Origin of the sequence: Frateuria flava, from assembly GCF_017837635.1 — a bacterium.
GTDB lineage: Bacteria > Pseudomonadota > Gammaproteobacteria > Xanthomonadales > Rhodanobacteraceae > Frateuria_A > Frateuria_A flava.
In genome coordinates, this window is the sequence record NZ_JAGJRS010000021.1 from 44,690 (window position 1) to 63,541 (window position 18,852).

Annotated in this window: 16 protein-coding genes; 8 read left to right on the forward strand and 8 right to left on the reverse strand. The window is 68.6% G+C overall.

Translation table 11 applies throughout. The features are described 5' to 3' along the window. The first annotated feature begins 6 nt into the window (after positions 1 to 6). The gene (gene aceA, locus J7I44_RS10740; protein WP_209620250.1) at positions 7 to 1,302 is read left to right on the forward strand and encodes an isocitrate lyase; all 1,296 of its coding nucleotides are present in this window, start codon (positions 7 to 9) and stop codon (positions 1,300 to 1,302) included. Positions 1,303 to 1,467: 165 nt separating this feature from the next. On the opposite strand, the gene J7I44_RS10745 is transcribed toward aceA, so the two are convergent. The 3 genes from J7I44_RS10745 to J7I44_RS10755 form a co-directional block, all read right to left on the reverse strand. Continuing rightward, positions 1,468 to 3,261 (reverse strand): cation:proton antiporter, encoded by a 1,794-nt coding sequence (locus J7I44_RS10745; RefSeq protein ID WP_209620253.1) that lies wholly within the window; start codon positions 3,259 to 3,261, stop codon positions 1,468 to 1,470. 555 nt (positions 3,262 to 3,816) lie between these two features. Next, positions 3,817 to 5,319 (reverse strand): YifB family Mg chelatase-like AAA ATPase, encoded by a 1,503-nt coding sequence (locus tag J7I44_RS10750; protein WP_209620256.1) that lies wholly within the window; start codon positions 5,317 to 5,319, stop codon positions 3,817 to 3,819. 251 nt (positions 5,320 to 5,570) lie between these two features. Then, complete coding sequence (locus tag J7I44_RS10755; protein WP_209620258.1) at positions 5,571 to 5,828, reverse strand: accessory factor UbiK family protein; 258 nt, start codon at positions 5,826 to 5,828, stop codon at positions 5,571 to 5,573. A gap of 174 nt (positions 5,829 to 6,002) precedes the next feature. Between J7I44_RS10755 and glnK the strand changes: the two genes are divergently transcribed. Continuing rightward, a complete protein-coding gene (gene glnK, locus J7I44_RS10760) occupies positions 6,003 to 6,341 on the forward strand; it encodes a P-II family nitrogen regulator (protein WP_091338139.1) in 339 nt (112 codons plus the stop codon). Between the two features lie 49 nt (positions 6,342 to 6,390). On the opposite strand, the gene J7I44_RS10765 is transcribed toward glnK, so the two are convergent. Further along, positions 6,391 to 6,915 (reverse strand): CcdC protein domain-containing protein, encoded by a 525-nt coding sequence (locus J7I44_RS10765; RefSeq protein WP_209620261.1) that lies wholly within the window; start codon positions 6,913 to 6,915, stop codon positions 6,391 to 6,393. A gap of 241 nt (positions 6,916 to 7,156) precedes the next feature. After that, a complete protein-coding gene (gpmA, locus tag J7I44_RS10770) occupies positions 7,157 to 7,900 on the reverse strand; it encodes a 2,3-diphosphoglycerate-dependent phosphoglycerate mutase (RefSeq protein WP_209620265.1) in 744 nt (247 codons plus the stop codon). A gap of 135 nt (positions 7,901 to 8,035) precedes the next feature. Between gpmA and J7I44_RS10775 the strand changes: the two genes are divergently transcribed. Beyond that, positions 8,036 to 8,680, forward strand: a complete 645-nt coding sequence (locus J7I44_RS10775) for a DUF4097 family beta strand repeat-containing protein (protein ID WP_209620269.1) — start codon at positions 8,036 to 8,038, stop codon at positions 8,678 to 8,680. Between the two features lie 68 nt (positions 8,681 to 8,748). Here the strand turns inward: J7I44_RS10775 and hemF are convergent, their stop codons facing one another. Both hemF and J7I44_RS10785 read right to left on the reverse strand, forming a co-directional pair. Continuing rightward, positions 8,749 to 9,666: an oxygen-dependent coproporphyrinogen oxidase gene (gene hemF / locus J7I44_RS10780; RefSeq protein WP_209620271.1), complete on the reverse strand. Its 918-nt coding sequence runs from the start codon at positions 9,664 to 9,666 to the stop codon at positions 8,749 to 8,751. Positions 9,667 to 10,123: 457 nt separating this feature from the next. After that, a complete protein-coding gene (locus tag J7I44_RS10785; protein ID WP_209620272.1) occupies positions 10,124 to 10,843 on the reverse strand; it encodes a YdcF family protein in 720 nt (239 codons plus the stop codon). 151 nt (positions 10,844 to 10,994) lie between these two features. On the opposite strand from J7I44_RS10785, the gene J7I44_RS10790 reads away from it, so the two are divergent. The 4 genes from J7I44_RS10790 to J7I44_RS10805 all read left to right on the forward strand — a co-directional run bounded on the left by J7I44_RS10790 (position 10,995) and on the right by J7I44_RS10805 (position 15,492). Then, positions 10,995 to 12,200 (forward strand): beta-ketoacyl-[acyl-carrier-protein] synthase family protein, encoded by a 1,206-nt coding sequence (locus tag J7I44_RS10790; protein WP_209620273.1) that lies wholly within the window; start codon positions 10,995 to 10,997, stop codon positions 12,198 to 12,200. Then, the gene (locus tag J7I44_RS10795) at positions 12,197 to 12,994 is read left to right on the forward strand and encodes a beta-ketoacyl synthase chain length factor (RefSeq protein ID WP_209620274.1); all 798 of its coding nucleotides are present in this window, start codon (positions 12,197 to 12,199) and stop codon (positions 12,992 to 12,994) included. Before J7I44_RS10790 ends, J7I44_RS10795 begins: the two co-directional genes overlap by 4 nt. Then, complete coding sequence (locus J7I44_RS10800; protein WP_209620275.1) at positions 12,991 to 13,788, forward strand: glycosyltransferase family 2 protein; 798 nt, start codon at positions 12,991 to 12,993, stop codon at positions 13,786 to 13,788. The genes J7I44_RS10795 and J7I44_RS10800 overlap by 4 nt, the downstream gene beginning before the upstream one ends. Positions 13,789 to 13,875: 87 nt before the next feature. Continuing rightward, positions 13,876 to 15,492 (forward strand): NAD(P)/FAD-dependent oxidoreductase, encoded by a 1,617-nt coding sequence (locus tag J7I44_RS10805; protein WP_209620276.1) that lies wholly within the window; start codon positions 13,876 to 13,878, stop codon positions 15,490 to 15,492. 133 nt (positions 15,493 to 15,625) lie between these two features. On the opposite strand, the gene J7I44_RS10810 is transcribed toward J7I44_RS10805, so the two are convergent. After that, positions 15,626 to 17,950 (reverse strand): S9 family peptidase, encoded by a 2,325-nt coding sequence (locus J7I44_RS10810; protein WP_209620278.1) that lies wholly within the window; start codon positions 17,948 to 17,950, stop codon positions 15,626 to 15,628. Between the two features lie 142 nt (positions 17,951 to 18,092). Between J7I44_RS10810 and J7I44_RS10815 the strand changes: the two genes are divergently transcribed. Next, positions 18,093 to 18,836: a glutathione S-transferase family protein gene (locus tag J7I44_RS10815; RefSeq protein WP_209620280.1), complete on the forward strand. Its 744-nt coding sequence runs from the start codon at positions 18,093 to 18,095 to the stop codon at positions 18,834 to 18,836. Positions 18,837 to 18,852 lie beyond the last annotated feature (16 nt).

The following is an 18,852-nucleotide window of genomic DNA, read 5'->3' on the forward strand; positions in this document are numbered from 1 at the left end:
AGACCGATGAAAACCACCCTGCCGACCGCCGAACAGATCACCCTGGACTGGACCAACAACCCGCGCTGGGCCGGCGTGCGCCGCAACTACAGCGCCGAGGACGTCGCGCGCCTGCGCGGCACCGTGCCGATCGAGCATTCGCTGGCCCGCCACGGTGCCGAGAAGCTGTGGCACCTGCTGCACAAGGAGGATTTCGTCAACGCGCTCGGCGCGCTGACCGGCAACCAGGCCATGCAGCAGGTGAAGGCGGGCCTGAAGGCCATCTACCTCTCCGGCTGGCAGGTCGCCGCCGACGCCAACGTGGCCGGCGAGATGTATCCGGACCAGTCGCTCTACCCGGCCAACTCGGTGCCGCAGGTGGTCAAGCGCATCAACAACGCATTGCTGCGCGCCGACCAGCTGCACCACGCCGAGGGCAGCGACGAGATCGACTGGCTGGCGCCGATCGTGGCGGACGCCGAGGCCGGTTTCGGCGGCGTGCTCAACGCTTTCGAACTGATGAAGGCGATGATCGAGGCCGGCGCTGCCGGCGTGCATTTCGAAGACCAGCTCGCCGCGGTGAAGAAATGCGGCCACATGGGCGGCAAGGTGCTGGTGCCGACCCGCGAGGCGATCGACAAGCTTACCGCCGCGCGTCTGGCCGCCGACGTCTGCGGCGTGCCGACGCTGCTGGTCGCCCGCACGGACGCCGACGCGGCCGACCTGCTCACCTCCGACGTGGACGACAACGACAAGCCGTTCCTTACCGGCGAACGCACGGTCGAGGGCTTCTTCCGCGTCAGGCCTGGCCTGGACCAGGCGATCAGCCGCGGCCTGGCCTACGCGCCCTACGCGGACCTGGTGTGGTGCGAGACCAGCAAGCCGAATCTCGATGACGCGCGCCGCTTCGCCGAGGCCGTCCGCGGCAAGTACCCGGACAAGCTGCTGGCCTACAACTGCTCGCCGAGCTTCAACTGGCGCAAGAACCTCGACGACGCGACCATCGCGAAGTTCCAGCGCGAGCTGGGCGCGATGGGCTACAAGTTCCAGTTCATCACGCTGGCCGGTTTCCACAGCCTCAACTACGGCATGTTCGAGCTGGCACACGGCTACGCGCGCCGGCAGATGAGCGCGTTCGTGGACCTGCAGGAGAAGGAGTTCGCCGCCGCCGAGCGTGGCTTCACCGCGGTCAAGCACCAGCGCGAGGTCGGCACCGGCTACTTCGACCAGGTCACCCAGGCGATCCAGCAAGGCCAGTCCTCGACCGTCGCCCTTAAGGGTTCGACCGAGGAAGCGCAGTTCCAGCGCGCCTCGGCCGCCTGAGGCAAGGCCTCCATCGGCCTTTGGGCACCTTCCCCCGTGGGACGGGGGAAGGGCCTGCAGGTCAGTCGGCATTTCGCAGATCGGATGGGAGGAGCATCGGTCCCTATCGAGCCTTCCCTCGCTCCACAGGGGAAGGCGCCCTAAGGGCGGATGGGGCACCCTGCCTCAGCTCGCCGGCTCCGCCGGCGGGGTCAGCGCAATCGCCAGCCACCCCGCCTTTGGCTCCAGCAGCCGCTTGGCCGACGCCACCCGCAGGTTGCCCTTTTCATCGACGCCGAACAGCAGCACTGACTGGGCGCCGTTGCGCTCGGTGAAGTCGCTCCAGCCAAACGCCGGCGTCAGGCGCGTCGACTTGATGCGCCATCCGGTCGCCAGCAACTCGCCAAAGCGCGCATGCGTCATGTCCTCGCCGAACAGCGGCGGCGCCAGGAGGTTGCCGGCGATGGCCGCGCGATCGGTCGCCTCATGCGGCGCGAGATTGCGCAGTCGATACACCTTCTCGCGGCCGAACTCGCGCCGGTAGTGCACGCAGGCCAGCGAGTTGCGTTCCCGATGAGTCGACATGGCAAGCAGCCGGCCCAGGCCGGTCAGATCCAGGTTGCGCTCGGCATGCGGCGAGGCCGGGTTGCCGAAGAAGGTCGCCAGCCCTTCCATGCGCGCATGGCGGATGCCGTCCCAGGAATCGTCCGCCAGCACCACGCGGAAACCGGCGTCGGCCAGCGCCTTCCCCACCGCGCGCGCCACCTCGTCCGAACCGTAGATGAGCACGCCGCGCGGCTCGGGCTCGGCCACACCCAGCCAACGCGCCAGCGGCCGTGCCGTCGCGCTCTGCAGCACCACCGTGCCGATGATCAGGATGAACACCAGCGGCACCATCGCATCCGCGCCGGCCACCCCCAGCTCCTGCAGGCGCAGGGCGAACAGCGCCGACACCGAGGCGGCCACGATGCCGCGCGGCGCCACCCAGGCAATCAGCGCGCGCTCGCGCCAGCTGAGCGAACTACCCACGCTGGCGAAGACCACCGTGAGCGGCCGGACGAGGAATTGCGCGACCAGGAACACCGCGATGCCGGCCCACAGCATGCCGTCCGGCAGCGGCCACTTCAGCCGCGCCGCCAGCAGGATGAACAGGCTGGAAACCAGCAGCGTGGTCAGGTTTTCCTTGAAGTCCAGGATGTCATCGATGTGCACGTTGCGGATGTTGCCCAGCGCGATACCCATGATGGTCACGGCGAGCAGGCCCGATTCGTGCGCGAACGTATTGGAAAGGCTGAAAGCCAGCAGCACCGTCGCCAGCACGCCGAAGTTCTGCAGGTATTCGGGAATCAGCTGGCGCCGCAGCAGCCAGGCCAGCGCCCAAGCCGCCAGCGCGCCGATGATCGCGCCGCAGCCGATCGTGCCCAGGAACACGCCGACCGTGTGGCCTTCCTTGTGCGAGACGATCGCCTCGTAGATCAGCACCGCAAACAGCGCGCCGAGGGGGTCGATCACGATGCCCTCCCAGCGCAGCGTGTTGGCGATGCGCGCATTCGGACGCAGCGTGCGCAGCATCGGCGCGATCACCGTCGGCCCGGTCACGCAGGTAAGCGCGCCGAACAACAGCGCCACGTCCCAGCCCAGTCCCGCGATCAGTCGCGCGGACAGCGCCAGCAGCAGCAGCGCCGCGATCGCCCCGTAGCTGACCAGCCCACGCACGGCGCGACCGATACCGGGCAGCTCGTGGAAGCGCAGCGTCATGCTGCCTTCGAACAGGATCAGCGCGACCGCCAGCGAAACCAGCGGGAACAGCAGGTCGCCCAGCATCGCATCCGGCCGGAACACGCCGGTTGCCGGTCCCAGCACGATGCCGGCCAGCAGCAGGAACAGGATCGCCGGCAGCTTCACCCGCCAGGCAAGCCACTGGGCGAGGAAGCCGATACCCAGCATGCACGCCAGCATCAGCCCGGGTTGTAGCGTCATCGGCCGTCCTTCGCTTTCCGGGGCGCCCATTCTGCCCGAGAGCTATCGCCGAATCGAAACCGCATGCCGCTGGCGTCCGCAAGGGACCCGATCAGCGTCGGGCGTCAGCTGAACGAACCCTGCGCTGCTCGATTTTCTCGGCGTCTATGTCCGTCAAAACGGGTCCATCTCGCCTTAGGGAGCCCAGGCCTGCATGGATGTGCCGCATTCGCTGTTGAACAGCGCCTTCCGCTTTCGCGGGCATACCCGATCGAGGCCGAGTCTCCTCTGGGGTAGAGGCTTGGCTTGGTGAGCGCCTGGGACGGCACCCGTGGGGCGTCTTCTGCAAGCCAGTCGCGGGCCAGGCTCTCGAAGAGCGTCCCGCACAGGGTTCCTGCAAGCGACTGTCGGCCTTCGGAACAGGTTGCCGGGGAGGGAAGAGGCCAACCCCGGTATCGGGCGGGGGGGAGGAGGGGGACCGATACCGGGGCGGCAGGCCGGAAGCATTTAAGAACCGGCGAGTGCAGATATTAGATGCAGCGCAGGGGAAGTCAATACCCGTGAGTTCAGAAAATCTCAGAAACGGCGGTATTGCAGGGCCTCGGCCAAGTGTGTGCGGTCCAGCAAGGCCGCCCCACCGTCGAGGTCGGCGATCGACCGGGCCACCCGCAGGATGCGGTGATACGCCCGGGCCGACAGCCCCAACCGCTCAAGCGCCGCCTCGAACCAACGTCGCTCGGCCTCGCCCAGCGCGCAGTCTCGCTCCAGTTCACGCGTGTTGATTTCGGCGTTGGCCCGACCTGCGCGGGCCAGCGCGCGCTCCCGTGCCTGCACCACGCGCGCACGCACGGTGGCCGAATCCTCGTCGTACACGCTGCGCGGCGCGCCCAGTTCGGCCAGAGGGACGCGCGGCACCTCCACGCACAGGTCGATGCGATCCAGCAGGGGGCCGGAGATACGTCCCCGGTATCGCTGGATCTGGTCGGGCGTGCAGCGGCAACGTTCGCGGGCATCACCGGCGTAGCCGCAAGGGCACGGGTTCATCGCCGCGATCAACTGGAACTGGGCCGGAAAGGTCGACTGGCGCGCAGCCCGCGACACCAGGATCTGCCCGGACTCCAGCGGTTCGCGCAGCACTTCGAGCACGTGACGGCTGAATTCGGGCAGCTCATCGAGAAACAGCACGCCGTTGTGCGCCAGAGAAATCTCGCCCGGTCGCGGATGCGAGCCTCCCCCGACCAGCGCCACCGCCGAGGCGGTATGGTGCGGTGCGCGGAACGGCCGCTGGCGCCAGCGCGCCGGATCAACGCGCTGGCCGGCGACCGACAGCACGGCGCAGGTTTCCAGTGCCTCGATCTCACCCAGCGGCGGCAGGATGCCGGGCAGCCGCTCGGCCAGCATGGTCTTGCCGGTGCCCGGCGGACCGATCAGCAGCAGGTGGTGGCCGCCCGCGGCGGCGATTTCCAGCGCGCGTCGGGCCTGCAACTGGCCACGCACGTCGACCAGGTCGGGCACGCTCGGATCGACCGTCTGCCCCGTGTCGGCCTGGCCCGGCAGGGCCAGTTCCTGCGCGTCGCGGAGCCAACCGCAGACATCGGCCAAGGTGTCGGCGACCAGCACGTCGGCGTCCGGCACCAACGCGGCCTCCGCGGCGTTGTCGCGCGGGACCACCACGCGCCGGCCGCGCGCCCGCGCCCGCAGCAGCGCCGGCAATACGCCGGAAACGCCACGAAGGTCGCCCGAAAGCGCCAGTTCGCCCAGGAACTCGCATTCATTGAGCTTTTCGCGCGGCACCTGCCCACCGGCGGCCAGGATGCCCAGCGCGATGGCCAAGTCGAAACGCCCGCCGTCCTTGGGCAACTCGGCCGGCGCCAGGTTCACGGTTACCTTACGGTTGGGATATTCGAACGCGGCGTTCTGGATCGCTACCCGGACGCGATCGCGCGCCTCACGCACCGCCGCTTCCGGCAGGCCAACGATGTGCGTGCCCGGAAGACCGCCGGAAAGGTGTACCTCGACCATCACCTGCGGCGCGCTGACACCTTCCTGGGCACGGCTCAGGGTGACCGCCAGGCTCACGGAACCATCCGCCCGGGCCAGGACGCGGTCATCCCTGACCGCAACGGCTGGAGAAACACGGTTGTGGGATTCGCCCTTGCGACCGGCCACGCGCTCACGCGTGACGCGCGCGAATCGCGCTGGCCGTGAGCGATGGCGTCGCGAGAATGCATGGTGGAACGCGACCCCATCGACGTCAGAAAAAAATAACCGCCCCCGATCGCTCTCGGGGTGAGGGTGACGGATCGGGGGCGGCTCCCGGGAGCTGGCAGCTAGAGTCCGCGGGCCGTCGCATCGGCCTCCAGTTCGGCGATGCGCTTTTCCAGTTCGTCGACCTTGGCGCGGGTGCGCGCCAACAGTTGGCTCTGGGCTTCGAACTCCTCGCGGGTGACCAGTTCGAGGCGACGCAATCCTTGCATCAGGACATCGTGGAAGTTGGTTCGCAAATCCTGCTGCGCCTGTGCCAACCCTGGCGGTACCAGCGACACAAGTCGCAGGGCAATTCGGTCGATTTCCTGCCGATCCATCATGGACGGCGCCTCGAACGGGTCGGAAGGAAGTCTAAGTAACGTGAACACTGGTGCACCATCGGCCGGCTCCGTCAGAGAATGTAGGAATTGTCTTACACGCCCCGCCGGGGCGACAGGCCGCGAGGCGGCAGGCACAATGGTACGGACGAAGGGAAGAGCGAGCGAGGAGCATCCATGAAGCTGGTTGTGGCGGTCATCAAGCCGTTCAAGCTGGACGACGTGCGCGAGGCGCTGGCCGAAGTAGGCGTCCAGGGCATCACGGTGACCGAGGTCAAGGGCTTCGGCCGCCAGAAGGGCCATACCGAGCTTTATCGTGGTGCCGAATACGTGGTCGATTTCCTGCCCAAGATCAAGCTGGAAGTGGCGGTGGCCGACGACCAGCTCGAGCGGGTGATCGAGGCGATCCAGCAGTCGGCGCGTACCGGCAAGATCGGCGACGGCAAGATCTTCGTCAGTCCGCTCGAACAGGTCATCCGCATCCGTACCGGCGAGCTGGACAACGACGCGCTCTAGCCCGGCTTCGCACCCATCCCAAGGTGGGCTGAGCCCACCTGCGGCTTCTTCAGCCTTGTGCGCGCACGAATCGCCGGTGGTGCACCAGCAGGCCGGCGTAGTAGCTGACGTAGTAGCCAATCATCAGACCGACCACCAGCAGGGTCAGCGGGCTGTTACCTAGTTGCGGCACGGCCGGGACCGCCATCGCGCCGGCGTGACCTGCATCCGGCGCCAGCACCAGGAAGCGCCAGGCCAGCCGTCCGACCAGCAGGGCCGTGACGGCAGCGCCGATCCAGGCGTTGGGAAGATACAGATCGCGGCCATCGGCGCCGCGTTCGAACCGGGTCAGGCGCAGGCCGACCAGGCCCAGCGCGATGCCACCGAGCAGGCCGCCGGCGAGGCCTTCGAGCACCTGCGGATCGTGCACGCCGGCGAGCGACAGCAGGCCGGTTACCGCAAGAAGGATCACCACGCGGGTAATCATCGCGCCGCGTCGCACGGGCTGGCGCCCGAACTGCCGGCGCACCCGACGCCAGACCATGAAGGCCAGCAGCGGCGACATCAGCGCGGGCATGAGGAGATTGGGCGCCATGTCCAGGTTCTCGGGATGGGATATCGAGCAAGCCTAACCCCGGCGGGCGGGCGAGGCGAGAGTGGCTGGAAGGTGGGCGCCGGCCCGGATCACCCCCATCCGCCGGTCGCACCTTCCCCATGGAAGGTGGAGGCATCCGCGACCGAATGCGTGGCGGCAGGCTTATCCCGACCCTTCCTCACTCGAAGCGTCCTTCCGTTGGCGGAAAAAGCGACCGACGGAGGGCCGGGGGCAAACTGCCCTACTTCGCCTTCCCCTGGTTCGCCACCGCGGCCATCTTCGCGGCGATCGCGTCCGCGTCGCCCAGGTAGTAGCTGCGCAGGGGCTTCATCTGGTCATCGAACTCGTACACCAGCGGCACGCCGTTGGGCACGTTCATCTCGACGATGGCCTCGTCCGAGATGTTGTCCAGGTACTTGATCAGCGCGCGCAGCGAATTGCCGTGCGCGGCCACCAGCACGCGCTGGCCGGAGGCCACCGCCGGCGCCAGCACGTCGTGCCAGTAGGGCAGCACGCGGGCGACGGTGTCCTTCAGGCACTCGGTGTCGGGGACCATCGACGGATCGAGCAGGGCGTAGCGCGGATCGCGTAGCGACGGGTTGTCGGCCCGCTCCAGCGGCGGCGGCGGGATGTCGTAGCTGCGGCGCCAGATCTTGACCTGCTCCTCGCCGTACTTGGCGGCCGTCTCGGCCTTGTTGAGGCCGGTCAACCCGCCATAGTGGCGTTCGTTCAAGCGCCAGTCGGTGATCACCGGGATCCACATCAGGTCCATCGCATCGAGCACGCCCCACAACGTGCGCACCGCGCGCTTGAGCACCGAGGTGTGCGCCACATCGAAGGTGTAGCCTCCCTCCGCCAGCAAGCGGCCGGCTTCCTTCGCCTCGGCCATGCCCTGCGCAGTCAGGTCGACGTCGGCCCAGCCGCTGAAGCGGTTGTCGAGGTTCCACTGGGACTGGCCGTGGCGGATCAGGACGAGCTTGTGCATGGCGGTAACCTGGCGGAAAACGCGAAATGGTGGGGCGGCCCCGCGACGGCGTCAAATCGGCCCCTGCCGAAGGTCACGCTAAACCGCGGCGGCCGGCCGCGCATCTGACGTCCATTCCCACGAAGGAGCACCACCATGCGCCATCTGATCATCGCCCTCGCCCTGGCCCTGCCGCTGGCGGCGGTCGCTTCCGACAACGACGTCGACAAGGTCAACGGTGACATCCGCATCGACGCCGGCCAGAGCGCCGGCGAGCTCAGCACCGTCAATGGCGACATCACGCTCGCCGACGGCGCCAGCGCGCGCAAGGCCGATACGGTCAACGGCGGTGTCACGCTCGGCGCGCGCGCCACCATCGGTTCGGTCAACACGGTCAACGGCGGCATCGAATTGCAGGCCGGCGCGAAGGTCAGCGGCGAGATCGAGGCGGTCAATGGCCATATCGAGCTGGCCAGGGGCGCCGACGTGAGCGGGCGCGTTTCCAACGTCAACGGTCGCATCGAGCTGGATGCGGCGCACGTCGGCGGCGGGGTGGAAACCGTCGATGGCGACATCGACATCGGCGCCAACTCGCGCGTCGAGGGCGGCATCCTGGTCGACAAGCCCAACGGCGGCTGGTTCCACCACAACCGCACGCCGCACATCGTGATCGGCCCGCACGCCGTCGTGCAGGGCACGCTGGAGTTCCGCCACGAAGTGGTGCTCGAAGTCAGCGACAGCGCGCAGATCGGCGCGGTGAAGGGTGCCACGCCAGTGAAGTTCAGCGGCTCGCAGCCGTAAGGTTCGCGTAGGGTGGCCTTCGGTCCACCGGCAGCTCGCCGCGAGGTTGCGGTGGGCTGGAGCCCACCCTACGAGTCGGTTGCCGGCAACCAGTCGCGCGGCGTGAGGTAGTCCTGCAACCGCGACTCTGGCGAGCCCGGCTCGGGCACGTAGCCGTACTCGTAACGCACCCGCGGCGGCAGGCTCATCAGGATCGACTCGGTACGCCCGCCCGACTGCAGGCCAAACAGCGTGCCGCGATCCCACACCAGGTTGAACTCGACGTAGCGGCCGCGTCGGTATAACTGGAACTCACGCTCGCGCTCGCCGTACGGCATGTCGCGCCGGCGTTCGGCGATCGGCAGGTAGGCATCCAGGAAGCCCTGCGCCACGTCGCGGGTGAAGGCGAAGCAGCGCTCGAAGCTGCCCTCGTTGAGGTCGTCGTAGAACAGCCCGCCCACGCCGCGCGTCTCGTCGCGGTGCTTGAGGTAGAAGTAGTCGTCGCACCAGCGCTTGTAGCGCGGGTAGACGTCCGCGCCGTAGGGCGCGCACAGGTTGCGTGCGACCGTATGCCAGTGCCGCACATCCTCGTCGAACGGATAGAACGGGGTCAGGTCGAAGCCGCCACCGAACCACCACACCGGTTCGACGCCCGGCTTGCTGGCCTCGAAATAGCGCACGTTGGCGTGCGTGGTCGGCACGTAGGGGTTCTTCGGGTGCAGCACCAGCGACACGCCGGTGGCGATGAAGCTGCCGCCAGCCAGTTCCGGCCGGTGCGCGGTGGCACTGGGCGGCAGGGTGTGGCCGTGCACGCGGGAGAAATTCACCCCCGCCTGCTCGAACATCGCGCCGTCGCGCAGCACGCGGGTGCGCCCGCCGCCGCCCGCTTCGCGGGTCCAGCGGTCCTCGACGAAGCGCGCGCCGCCGTCGAGTCGTTCGATCGCGCTGCAGATGCGGTCCTGCACGTCCTGCAGGAAGGTTTCGGCCTGGTCGGCTTGCTGGCTCATCGTAAGGATCGCGCGGTCGTGACTGCCGCAGAGCTTAGCAAGCGGGCCCGCGCCCACGCTGTGGCGCGTCGACGCGGGCGCTTGAGCGATCAGCCTGCCGCGGCCGAAATGAGCCGAGGTTGCGACCGATGTCGCCGCAAACCATGGCATCGAGCCCATGTCGCTGGCGGGGATCCTGCGCATGCACGCCAGAGCGCTATTTGAGGTTTTTGCTGTCGACGTGGCGCATCCGCACGAGCCGTGTGTCGAAATCGATCCTGGCGCCCGATCGTTGCGCCGAGCTGGCGCTGGTGTTGCCGACCCGCGCGCCGGTGACGGTCCAGCCGCGGCGGCAGCGCCTTGCCGACCTGCATGTCGTTCATGCCCGTGGGTACGGCGATCGGCACGGGTCTGTCGCGGGGTACGCCTCGGAGCGCGGCGCGAGCCAGCCGCGCACGCGGCGTCGGCCCAGGGCACATCAACGGATCCGCGCGGCCATGCGGCGGTGTCCGATCAGCTGCGCCCAGCGCATGCCCAGATCGATCCACATCAGATAGGTTGCCTCCATCAACAGCAGCGTCAGGTAGCGCGGCGTGTGCGGCAAGGTGTCTTCCGCGGCCAGGGCGTGGCCGTCGAAGCCGAGTCGTTGTGCCAGCAGGAGGCAACGCGCAAGGTGATAGCGGCTGGTCAGCAGCGCGACCGGTGGCAGCACCTCGGACCGGTCGCCACCCTGCAGCAGGCCGCGCGCATGGCGCAGGTTCTCCAGCGAGTCCACCGATTCCTGCTCCAGCTCGACCTGGGCACCGGCCGGCAACCCCTGCCCGCGCAGCCAGGCATGGCCGGCGGCGGCCTCGCTGCGCGTGCCGCCGCTGCGACCGCCGAGCAGCAACATCCGGCCGGCCACGCCTTCGCGGAGCAACACGCGTGCCCGAGCCAGTCGGCTGCGGTAGTCGTGCCCGGGTTCATCGGCGATCAGCCGCTGCCCGAACACCAGCACCACCCAGCGCCCCGGCAGCGTGGTCGGCGCCCGCCGCGCGATCCGCCATACGTGCACCACGCAACCCAGCCAGGCGATGCCCGCACTCAGCCCCACCGCAAGCAGGGTCACCACGGCCGCATGCAGCACGTCGGCATCGCGCAGGTATCGCCATGGGTTGCGTTGTGAGAGGGACGGCGGCACGGCGGGTCGGCGAAGCATAAACAACCAGTGTGCGCAGCCGGCTGTGTCGCTGCAATCGCGCCGTGCCCGAACGCCGGCCGAACCGCTTCGCCCGCCAAAGCATGAACCGTGGCCAGGCCGCCCGGAGGCGAGGCTAGGCAAGCCCGCGGGCCGCCGTTAGGCTGGTTCGATGTTGCAACCCATCAACCCCCTGGCGGTCAGCGCCTACACCGCCACTTCCGCCCTCGGCCGCGGTCGCGAAGCGCACCGTCGCGCCCTCGAGGCGGCCCGCACCGGCCTGCGCGCCAACGATTTCAGCCTGGCCCCGCTGGCCTGCTGGGTCGGGCGCGTCGACGGCGTCGAACAGGCCCCCTTGCCCGCACCGCTGGCGGTGTGGGAATGCCGCAACAACCGGCTGGCCTGGCTGGGTCTCCATCAGGACGGCGTGCTCGACGCCGTTCACGCCGCGCGCGAGCGTTATGGCGCGACGCGCGTGGCGCTCCTGGTGGGCACGTCCACGGCCAGCATCGGCGCGACCGAAGAGGCCTATCGCCGCCTGGGTCCCGACGGCGGCTTCCCCGAGGACATGCTGCGCCCGCCGATCCACGCACCGCACTCGCTGGCCGGCTTCCTGGCCGAGGCGCTGGGACTGGAAGGGCCGTGCCTGACCATCTCCACCGCCTGTTCCTCCAGCGCGAAGGTGTTTGCCAGCGCCGAACGGCTGATCCGGCTGGGCGTGGTCGATGCCGCGCTGGTCGGCGGCGTCGATACGCTGTGCGAGAGCGTGCTGTTCGGGTTCAATGCGCTGGGGCTGGTCTCCCCCGCGCCGTGTCGCCCGTTCGACCAGGCCCGCAGCGGCATCTCGATCGGCGAGGCGGCCGGCTTCGCGCTGCTCGAACGCGCCGGCGCCGCGCCGGATGCGCCACGGCTGCTCGGCTACGGCGAGGCAAGCGACGCCCACCACATGTCCACGCCACACCCGGAAGGGCTGGGCGCGGAACTGGCTTTGCGTGACGCGCTTGCGCGCGCGGGGCTCGAACCGGCGCAGGTCGACTACATCAACCTGCATGGCACCGCGAGCCTCAAGAACGACGAGGTGGAGGCCGCGCTGATCGCCCGCGCTTTCCCGCCAGCGACCCGGGCCAGCAGCACCAAGGGTTTCACCGGCCACACGCTCGGTGCCGCCGGGATCCTGGAAGCGGTTGTCGCTTTGCTGGCGATCGAACACGGCCTGGTGCCGGGCAACCTCGGCGCCGAACAACCCGACCCGGCCTGTGGCCCGCAGTTCGCCTGGTCGAACGAAGCGCGCCCGGTCCACGTGGCGCTCAGCAACTCGTTCGGCTTCGGCGGCAATAACGCCTGCCTTGCCTTCGCCCGTGCGGAGCGTGGTGCATGAGCGCGCTGACGGTCTACGTCGAAGGCGCCGGCGTGTGGTCGCCGCAGCTGGCCGACTTCGACGCCTTGCGTGCCGCCGTGCAGGGTCAGGTGCCCACGCCCCCTTCCACGCGCCCGGCAGCCACCGTGCTGCCGGCGGGCGAGCGTCGCCGGGCACCGGAGAGCGTGCTGCTGGCGGTGGAGGTGGCCGCCCAGGCGGTTGCGATGAGCGGGCGCGAGGCGGCCACGTTGCCCTGCGTCTTCACCTCGTCGCACGGCGACCAGGCGATCATGGACTACATGTGCACGGTGCTGGCCAGTGCGCCGTCCGAACTCTCGCCCACGCGCTTCCATAACTCCGTGCACAACGCGCCGGCCGGCTACTGGACCATGGCCACCGGCTGCCACGCGCCATCCAATGCGGTCTGCGCGCAGCGCGCCAGCGTCGGTGCCGGCCTGCTCGAGGCGGCCAGCCTCGCATTGGCCGACGCACGCCCGGTACTGCTGGTATGCAGCGACGTCGCCGGCAATGGCCCGCTGGCCGAGGTGACCGACAGCCCGGCGCCGTTCGGCTGCGCGCTGGTGCTGAGCCCACAACCCGGTCCCTCTACGCTGGGGCGACTTGTTCTGCACCTTTGCCCCGGTAGCATCGCCGACGTACCGGCCTCATCGCCGGTGCCGGCGGAATGGATCGCCAGCAGCCCCTCGGCCGTGGCGCTGCCGCTGCTGGCATTGCTCGCACAGGGCGGGGGTCGCTGCCGGCTGATGGCGGCCGGCTCGCTCGCCATGGATGTGGACCTGGAGGAATGCGCGTGAAACCCAACCCGCCGCGCTGGTGCGTGCTGATCCCCTGCCTCAACGAGGAGGCGGCGATCCAGCAGGTGGTCGAATCGGCCCTGGCGCTCAATGTGCCGGTGATCGTGGTGGACGATGGCTCGGACGACCGCACCCCGCAGATCGTCGGCGCATTGCCGGTCACCCTGTTGCGCCACGCGCAGCGGCGCGGCAAGGGCGAAGCGCTGCGGCACGGCTTCCGCGAGGCGCTCAAACAGGGGTTCGATGCCGTGGTCACGATGGACGGCGACGGCCAGCACCTGGCCAGCGACGTCCCGCGCATCGTCGCGGCGGCGCAACGGTATCCGGAGCACATCGTGATCGGTGCGCGCCTGCTCGAGCGCGAGCAGCAACCCAAGGGTCGTCGCCGCGCCAACGCGGTCGCCGACTGGGGCATCTCCTGGGGCTGCGGCCTGCCGGTCGCCGACACGCAGAGCGGCCAGCGCTGGTATCCGCGCGCGGCGCTGGAGCTGGTCGATCTGCCGGCGGAAAATTTCGTGTTCGAAGCGGCGATCCTCATCGCGGCCTGTCGCGAGAAAAGGCTCGGCGTGGTGTCGGTGCCGATCGCCTCGCGCTACCACGGCAGCTTCCGCCTGAGCCATTTCAGCCCGGTCCGCGACGTGGTACGAATCACCACCTACACGTTCGGCCGCGTCGTCCACTATGGGCGCATCGTGGACAGCTATCGCCGCTCGCACGACACGCCTCCCATCGTCATCGACGACGATGGATTGCTCGCGATCGAGGCGGGCGAGCCGGCGCGGGCGACGCGCTGAACGGCTTGCCCGGGCGATCCAGCGGCCAGGCGGGATGCATGCGGGCCGCATCCGGTGCACCATCGACCGATCAGCCGGGGGAGCGGCATGGCGGACGACCACACAACGCATGATGCGGTGATCCTCGGCGGAGGCCTGGCGGGGTTGTGCCTGGCCCTGCAACTGCGCGGCGAGTTCCCCGACATGGACATTGTGGTGCTCGAACGCCAGCGGCACCCGCTGCCGCTGGCCGCGCACAAGGTGGGCGAGTCGACCGTGGAGATCGCCGCGCACTACTTCGAACAGGTGCTGGGCCTGCACGCGCACCTGCAGCAGGCGCAGTTGCGCAAGTTCGGGCTGCGCATGTTCTTCAGCGAGGGCCAGGACCGTCTGGACCAGTGCACGGAGCTGGGCGTGAGCCACGTACTGCCCACGCCCAGCTATCAGATCGACCGCGGCCTGTTCGAGAACTTCCTGGGCGAGGAAGCCCGCCGGCGCGGCATCGATTTTCGCGATGGCGCGCGCGTGCGCGGTTTCGAGCTCGGCCACGGCGGCGAACGCCACGGTGTCCGCTACAGCGACCAGGCCGGCGAGCACGCCCTCGCGTGCCGCTGGCTGCTCGATGCTTCCGGCCGTGCGGGCCTGCTGCGCCATCGCCTCGACCTGACCCGGGACAACGGCCACCACGTCAATGCCGCCTGGTTCCGGCTGGACGAGCGCCTGGTGCTGGACGACTGGTGTCGCGACAACGCCGCCTGGCACGAGCGCTGCGAACCGCCCGAGCGCTGGCGCTCGACCAACCACCTGTGCGGCGAGGGTTATTGGGTGTGGATGATCCCGCTGTCCAGCGGCGCCCACTCGATCGGCATCGTGGCCGACGAGGCCATCCATCCGCTGGAGTCATTCCAGGATTTCGCCCGCGCCCGGGCCTGGCTCGCGCGCCATCAGCCGGCGCTCTCGCGGGCCATCGAGCGTTGCGCCGATAGCCTGATGGATTTCCGCTTCCTGCGCGGCTGTTCCTACGGTTGCGCCCAGGTGTTCAGCGCCGACCGCTGGGCGCTGACCGGCGAGGCCGGCCTGTTCCTCGATCCCTTCTACTCGCCTGGCGGCGACTTCATCGCGATCGCCAACACCTACATCTGCATGCTGGTCGCACAGGATCGCGCCGACAAGCCACTGGCGCCTTACGCGCGGCTCTATCAACGGCTCTACTTCTCTTTCTACGAAAGCACCCTCGCCCTCTATCGCGGCCAGTACCCGCTGTTCGGCGATCCTGCGGTGATGCCCGCCAAGGTCGCCTGGGACTACAGCTATTACTGGGGCGTGCTGTGCCAGTTGTTCTTCCAGAAACGGCTCGGCGACGCGACGCTTTTTGCCGAGCTGGCCCCGCAACTGACTGCCGCACAGCAATTGAACGAACAGATGCAGGCGTTCTTCGGGCGCTGGCACGCGTGCTCTTCCCGGGGCAACCCACCCGGGCTGCTCGACCAGTGCCGGGCGCCCTGGCTGGTGGAGATCAACCGCGGCCTGCGCGACCGGCTGGACGATGCCGGCATCCGGTCGCGGCTGAACGCCAACCTTGCGCTGCTGCGCGAAGTGGCCGGTGCGATCGCCGCGATGGCCGCGCGCGACGGCATGGCGGTGGACGACCTGCCCGCCTGCACCGGACCGGCGCCGGCGCTGTTCGACGTGGCGCCCGTGCGAGCCGCGGCCCCGGTCGTCTGAAACCCGAAAACGATGCAGGAGCGCACCTGTGCGCGACCGGCATGGATGGCGGTCGCGCACAGGTGTGCTCCTGCAGCATACGCGCGATCCACGGGCGGGGCCGGAACTGCGGCCGCGCCCGTGGATCGGTGCCTCAGTCCTTCGGCAGCGTGATCGCGTATTCCTTCGGCGGCGTGTTACCGGCGAGGTGGGTCACGAAGTAGTCCCAGCGGCGGCGCATGGCGTAGGAGCCTTTTTCCTTGCCGTAGCCGTGGTGCACGTTGGGGATCATCAACAGGTCGAAGTCCTTGTTCGCCTTGATCAGCGCATCGGCGACCAGCAACGTCTGGGACGGCGGCACGTTGTCGTCCAGCGTGCCGTGCACCAGCATCAGCTTGCCCTTGAGCTTGTCGGCGTGGTTCTGGTTGGCCTGGTCGTCGTAGTTGGTGGTGCCGTCCTTGTTCACCACCAGCGGGCCCTGGTACTTCTCGGCCCAGTCGTCCTCGTAGTTGCGGTTGTCGTGGTTGCCGCTCTCGGCCCAACCGACCTTGAAGAAATCGGGATAACGGAACATCGCGTCCGCGCTGGCGTTGCCGCCGCCGGAGTGGCCCCAGATGCCGACGCGGCCGAGGTCGATCCACGCGTAGCGCTTGCCCAGTTCCTTCAGGCCGGCGACCTGGTCGGGCAACGTGTTGTCGCCCATGTTGCCGTACCAGGTGTCGTGGAAGGATTTGGAACGCCACGGCGTGCCCATGCCGTCGAGCGCCACCACGATGAAGCCCAGCTCCGCCAGCGCCTGGTTGTCACCGCGCGCGGACAGGAAGTTGCGCCCGCGCACCGAACCGGTCTGCGGACCGGGGTAGATGTAGTCGATGACCGGATACTTCTTGTGCGGATCGAAGTGGGTCGGCTTGAACAGCATGCCGTACAGATCGGTTTTGCCATCGCGGCCCTTCACCGTGATCGGGGTCGGCGCCACCCAGCCGGCCGCACGCAGGCGGCTGATGTCAGCCTTGGCGACGGTGGCGAGCGTGTGACCGTCGCCGCTGTCGCGCAGGACGGTCACCGGCGGCGTGGTCGGCGTCGAATACGTGTCGACGAAGGCATGGCCGTCGGGCGAGAGCGTGATCTCGTGGTTGGCCGCTTCCGGCGTCAGCAGCACCGGCTTGCCGCCGTCCAGGCTGACCTTGAAGAACTGCTGGTAGTACGGGTTCACACCCGGCGTGCGGCCGACACCCCGGAACCACGCGGTGCGGGTCTTCGGATCGACCTTGAGCACCTCGGTGACGTTGCCCTCGCCCGTGGTGATGGCGTGCTTGAGCTTGCCGGTCTGAAGGTCGTAGAGGTACAGGTTGCCCCAGTCGTTGCGCTCGGAGAACCAGATCGCCTCGTGGCTTTCGGGCAGGTAGAACCAGTTGACCTGGCCGTTGCCGCTCTCGTAGTAGGTCGGCACGTGCTCCTCGAACACCGTGCGCACCGCGCCGGTCTTCGGATCGGCGATGCGGAACCATTCGTCCTTGTGGTAGCGCGAGGTGGAGACGAAGGCCAGCGACTTGCCGTCCGGCGCCCACTTGACGTCGTCCCAGCCGCCCTCGGGGCCGCAGCTGATGTCGTCGCACAGGGTCGAGCGGTGCTGGTCCGCAGGCATCTTCAGGCGCACGACCTTCTTCGACGGCACGTCGATCACGACGCGCTCGATCATCGTCACGTCCTTGTCGCCGGCGAGCGGCCCCTTCCACTTGAGCAGTTCGGAATGGCCGACCTGCGTCTTGAGCAGGTACATCTCGCCGGTCTTGCGCTCGTCCTGCTGGAACGTGGCGATCTGCCTCGAATCGGGCGACCACACCAGGATCGCGTTGTCGGTGTGCTTCCAGCCGGCGTTGTCGGTGGCGTAGCCGAAGTTCTCCACGCCATCGGTGGTGAGCTGGGTCTCCTTGCCGCTGGCGACGTCGCGCAGCCACAGGTTCCAGTCGCGGATGAAGGCTTCGGTCTTCTTGTCGGGCGAGAGCACGCCCGGTTCCTTGCCGGCCTTCTTGACCACACACTCGCCCTGCGCGGGCTTGAGGTCGCACAGGTAGTGCTTGCCGTTGAGCTGGACGTCCAGACGGCCGTCGGCGGCCACCACGTACTCGCGGATACCGAGCTTGTCGGCCTTCACCGGCCTGGCCAGCGCCTTGCCCAGCGCAGCGGCGAGGCGCGGCTGGTCGAAGGCGTCGGAGGTCTTGCCGGTGGCCACGTCCATCACGCGGTAGTGGTCACCCTTGGCATCGTGGTCGACGTACCAGAAGTGGCCATCGTCCAGCCAGGTCACGCGTCCGATCGCGTGGTCGACCAGCGGTGCGGTGTTGTTGCCCAGAAAGCGCTCCGCGCGTGCATAGTCGTCCTTGGTCAGCGTGTGACCCTGCGCCATTGCGCCGGTGGCCACCAGGGCCAGTGCCAGCGCGCCTGCCAGGCGCGAGCTGCCGATCATCGATGCCATCGTGTTTCCCCTTCTTCAGGACTTGCGAACCGGATCGATCCTACCCTGCCTAAAGTCATGGGACCCATGCCATTAGTGGGGGGCGTTGACGGCGCGCGGATGCCCCCGGCACGCTCGCGCTTCCCTTTCCGGAGCGTGCGCCATGGCCCTGACCGTGATCGGCAACTACGTCTCGCCCTACGTGCGCAAGGTGCTGGTGTGCATGGAGCTGAAAGGGCTGGGCTACGCCATCGACCCGATCGCGCCGTTCGTGGGCAACGAGGCGTTCGAGCGCATGAGCCCCTTGCGGCGCATCCCGGTGTTGATCGAGGACGGGCGCGTGTTCAACGACTCGTCGGTGATCTGCCAGTACCTGGAGGACACCCGTCCGCAACCATCGCTTTACCCGGCCGACCCGGCCGATCGCGCACGCGCGCGCTGGCTGGAGGAATACGCCGATACCGCGCTGGCCGATGCGCTGATCTGGCGGCTGTTCTACCAGAAGGCGATCCGCCGCTACGTGTTCGGCGAGGCCACCGACGAGGCGGTGGTGCAGGAAACGCTGGAGCGGCACGTCCCGCGCGCGCTGGATTATCTGGAGACGCAGTTGCCGGCCGAGGGTTTCCTGTTCGGCGCGGTATCGATCGCCGACATCGCGATCGCCTGCATGTTCAGGACGGCGGCGTTCGTGCGCTTCACGGTCGATGCGGCGCGTTGGCCGAAATGTGCGGCGTTCGTCGAACGCGTGCTGGCGCTGGAGCCGTTCCGCAAGCTGGCCCGGCTGGAGGACGCCATGCTGCGCCAGCCGCTCGCGGAGCAGCGCGCCGCGCTCGCAGCGGCGGGTGCGCCGTTGACGGCGGAGACGTTCGGCACCTTCGCGCCACGGCACGGCCTGCCACGCATGTGAACTGCCGGCTTCTGTC

Coding starts and splice junctions, on each gene's coding strand:
- J7I44_RS10805 (WP_209620276.1), top strand. CDS start 13,876: ATGGCGGACGACCACACAACGCATGATGCGGTGATCCTCGGCGGAGGC.
- J7I44_RS10755 (WP_209620258.1), bottom strand. CDS start 5,828: ATGATGGATCGGCAGGAAATCGACCGAATTGCCCTGCGACTTGTGTCG.
- aceA (WP_209620250.1), top strand. CDS start 7: ATGAAAACCACCCTGCCGACCGCCGAACAGATCACCCTGGACTGGACC.
- J7I44_RS10790 (WP_209620273.1), top strand. CDS start 10,995: ATGTTGCAACCCATCAACCCCCTGGCGGTCAGCGCCTACACCGCCACT.
- J7I44_RS10795 (WP_209620274.1), top strand. CDS start 12,197: ATGAGCGCGCTGACGGTCTACGTCGAAGGCGCCGGCGTGTGGTCGCCG.
- J7I44_RS10775 (WP_209620269.1), top strand. CDS start 8,036: ATGCGCCATCTGATCATCGCCCTCGCCCTGGCCCTGCCGCTGGCGGCG.
- J7I44_RS10765 (WP_209620261.1), bottom strand. CDS start 6,915: ATGGCGCCCAATCTCCTCATGCCCGCGCTGATGTCGCCGCTGCTGGCC.
- J7I44_RS10745 (WP_209620253.1), bottom strand. CDS start 3,261: ATGACGCTACAACCCGGGCTGATGCTGGCGTGCATGCTGGGTATCGGC.
- J7I44_RS10785 (WP_209620272.1), bottom strand. CDS start 10,843: ATGCTTCGCCGACCCGCCGTGCCGCCGTCCCTCTCACAACGCAACCCA.
- gpmA (WP_209620265.1), bottom strand. CDS start 7,900: ATGCACAAGCTCGTCCTGATCCGCCACGGCCAGTCCCAGTGGAACCTC.
- glnK (WP_091338139.1), top strand. CDS start 6,003: ATGAAGCTGGTTGTGGCGGTCATCAAGCCGTTCAAGCTGGACGACGTG.
- J7I44_RS10810 (WP_209620278.1), bottom strand. CDS start 17,950: ATGGCATCGATGATCGGCAGCTCGCGCCTGGCAGGCGCGCTGGCACTG.
- J7I44_RS10815 (WP_209620280.1), top strand. CDS start 18,093: ATGGCCCTGACCGTGATCGGCAACTACGTCTCGCCCTACGTGCGCAAG.
- hemF (WP_209620271.1), bottom strand. CDS start 9,666: ATGAGCCAGCAAGCCGACCAGGCCGAAACCTTCCTGCAGGACGTGCAG.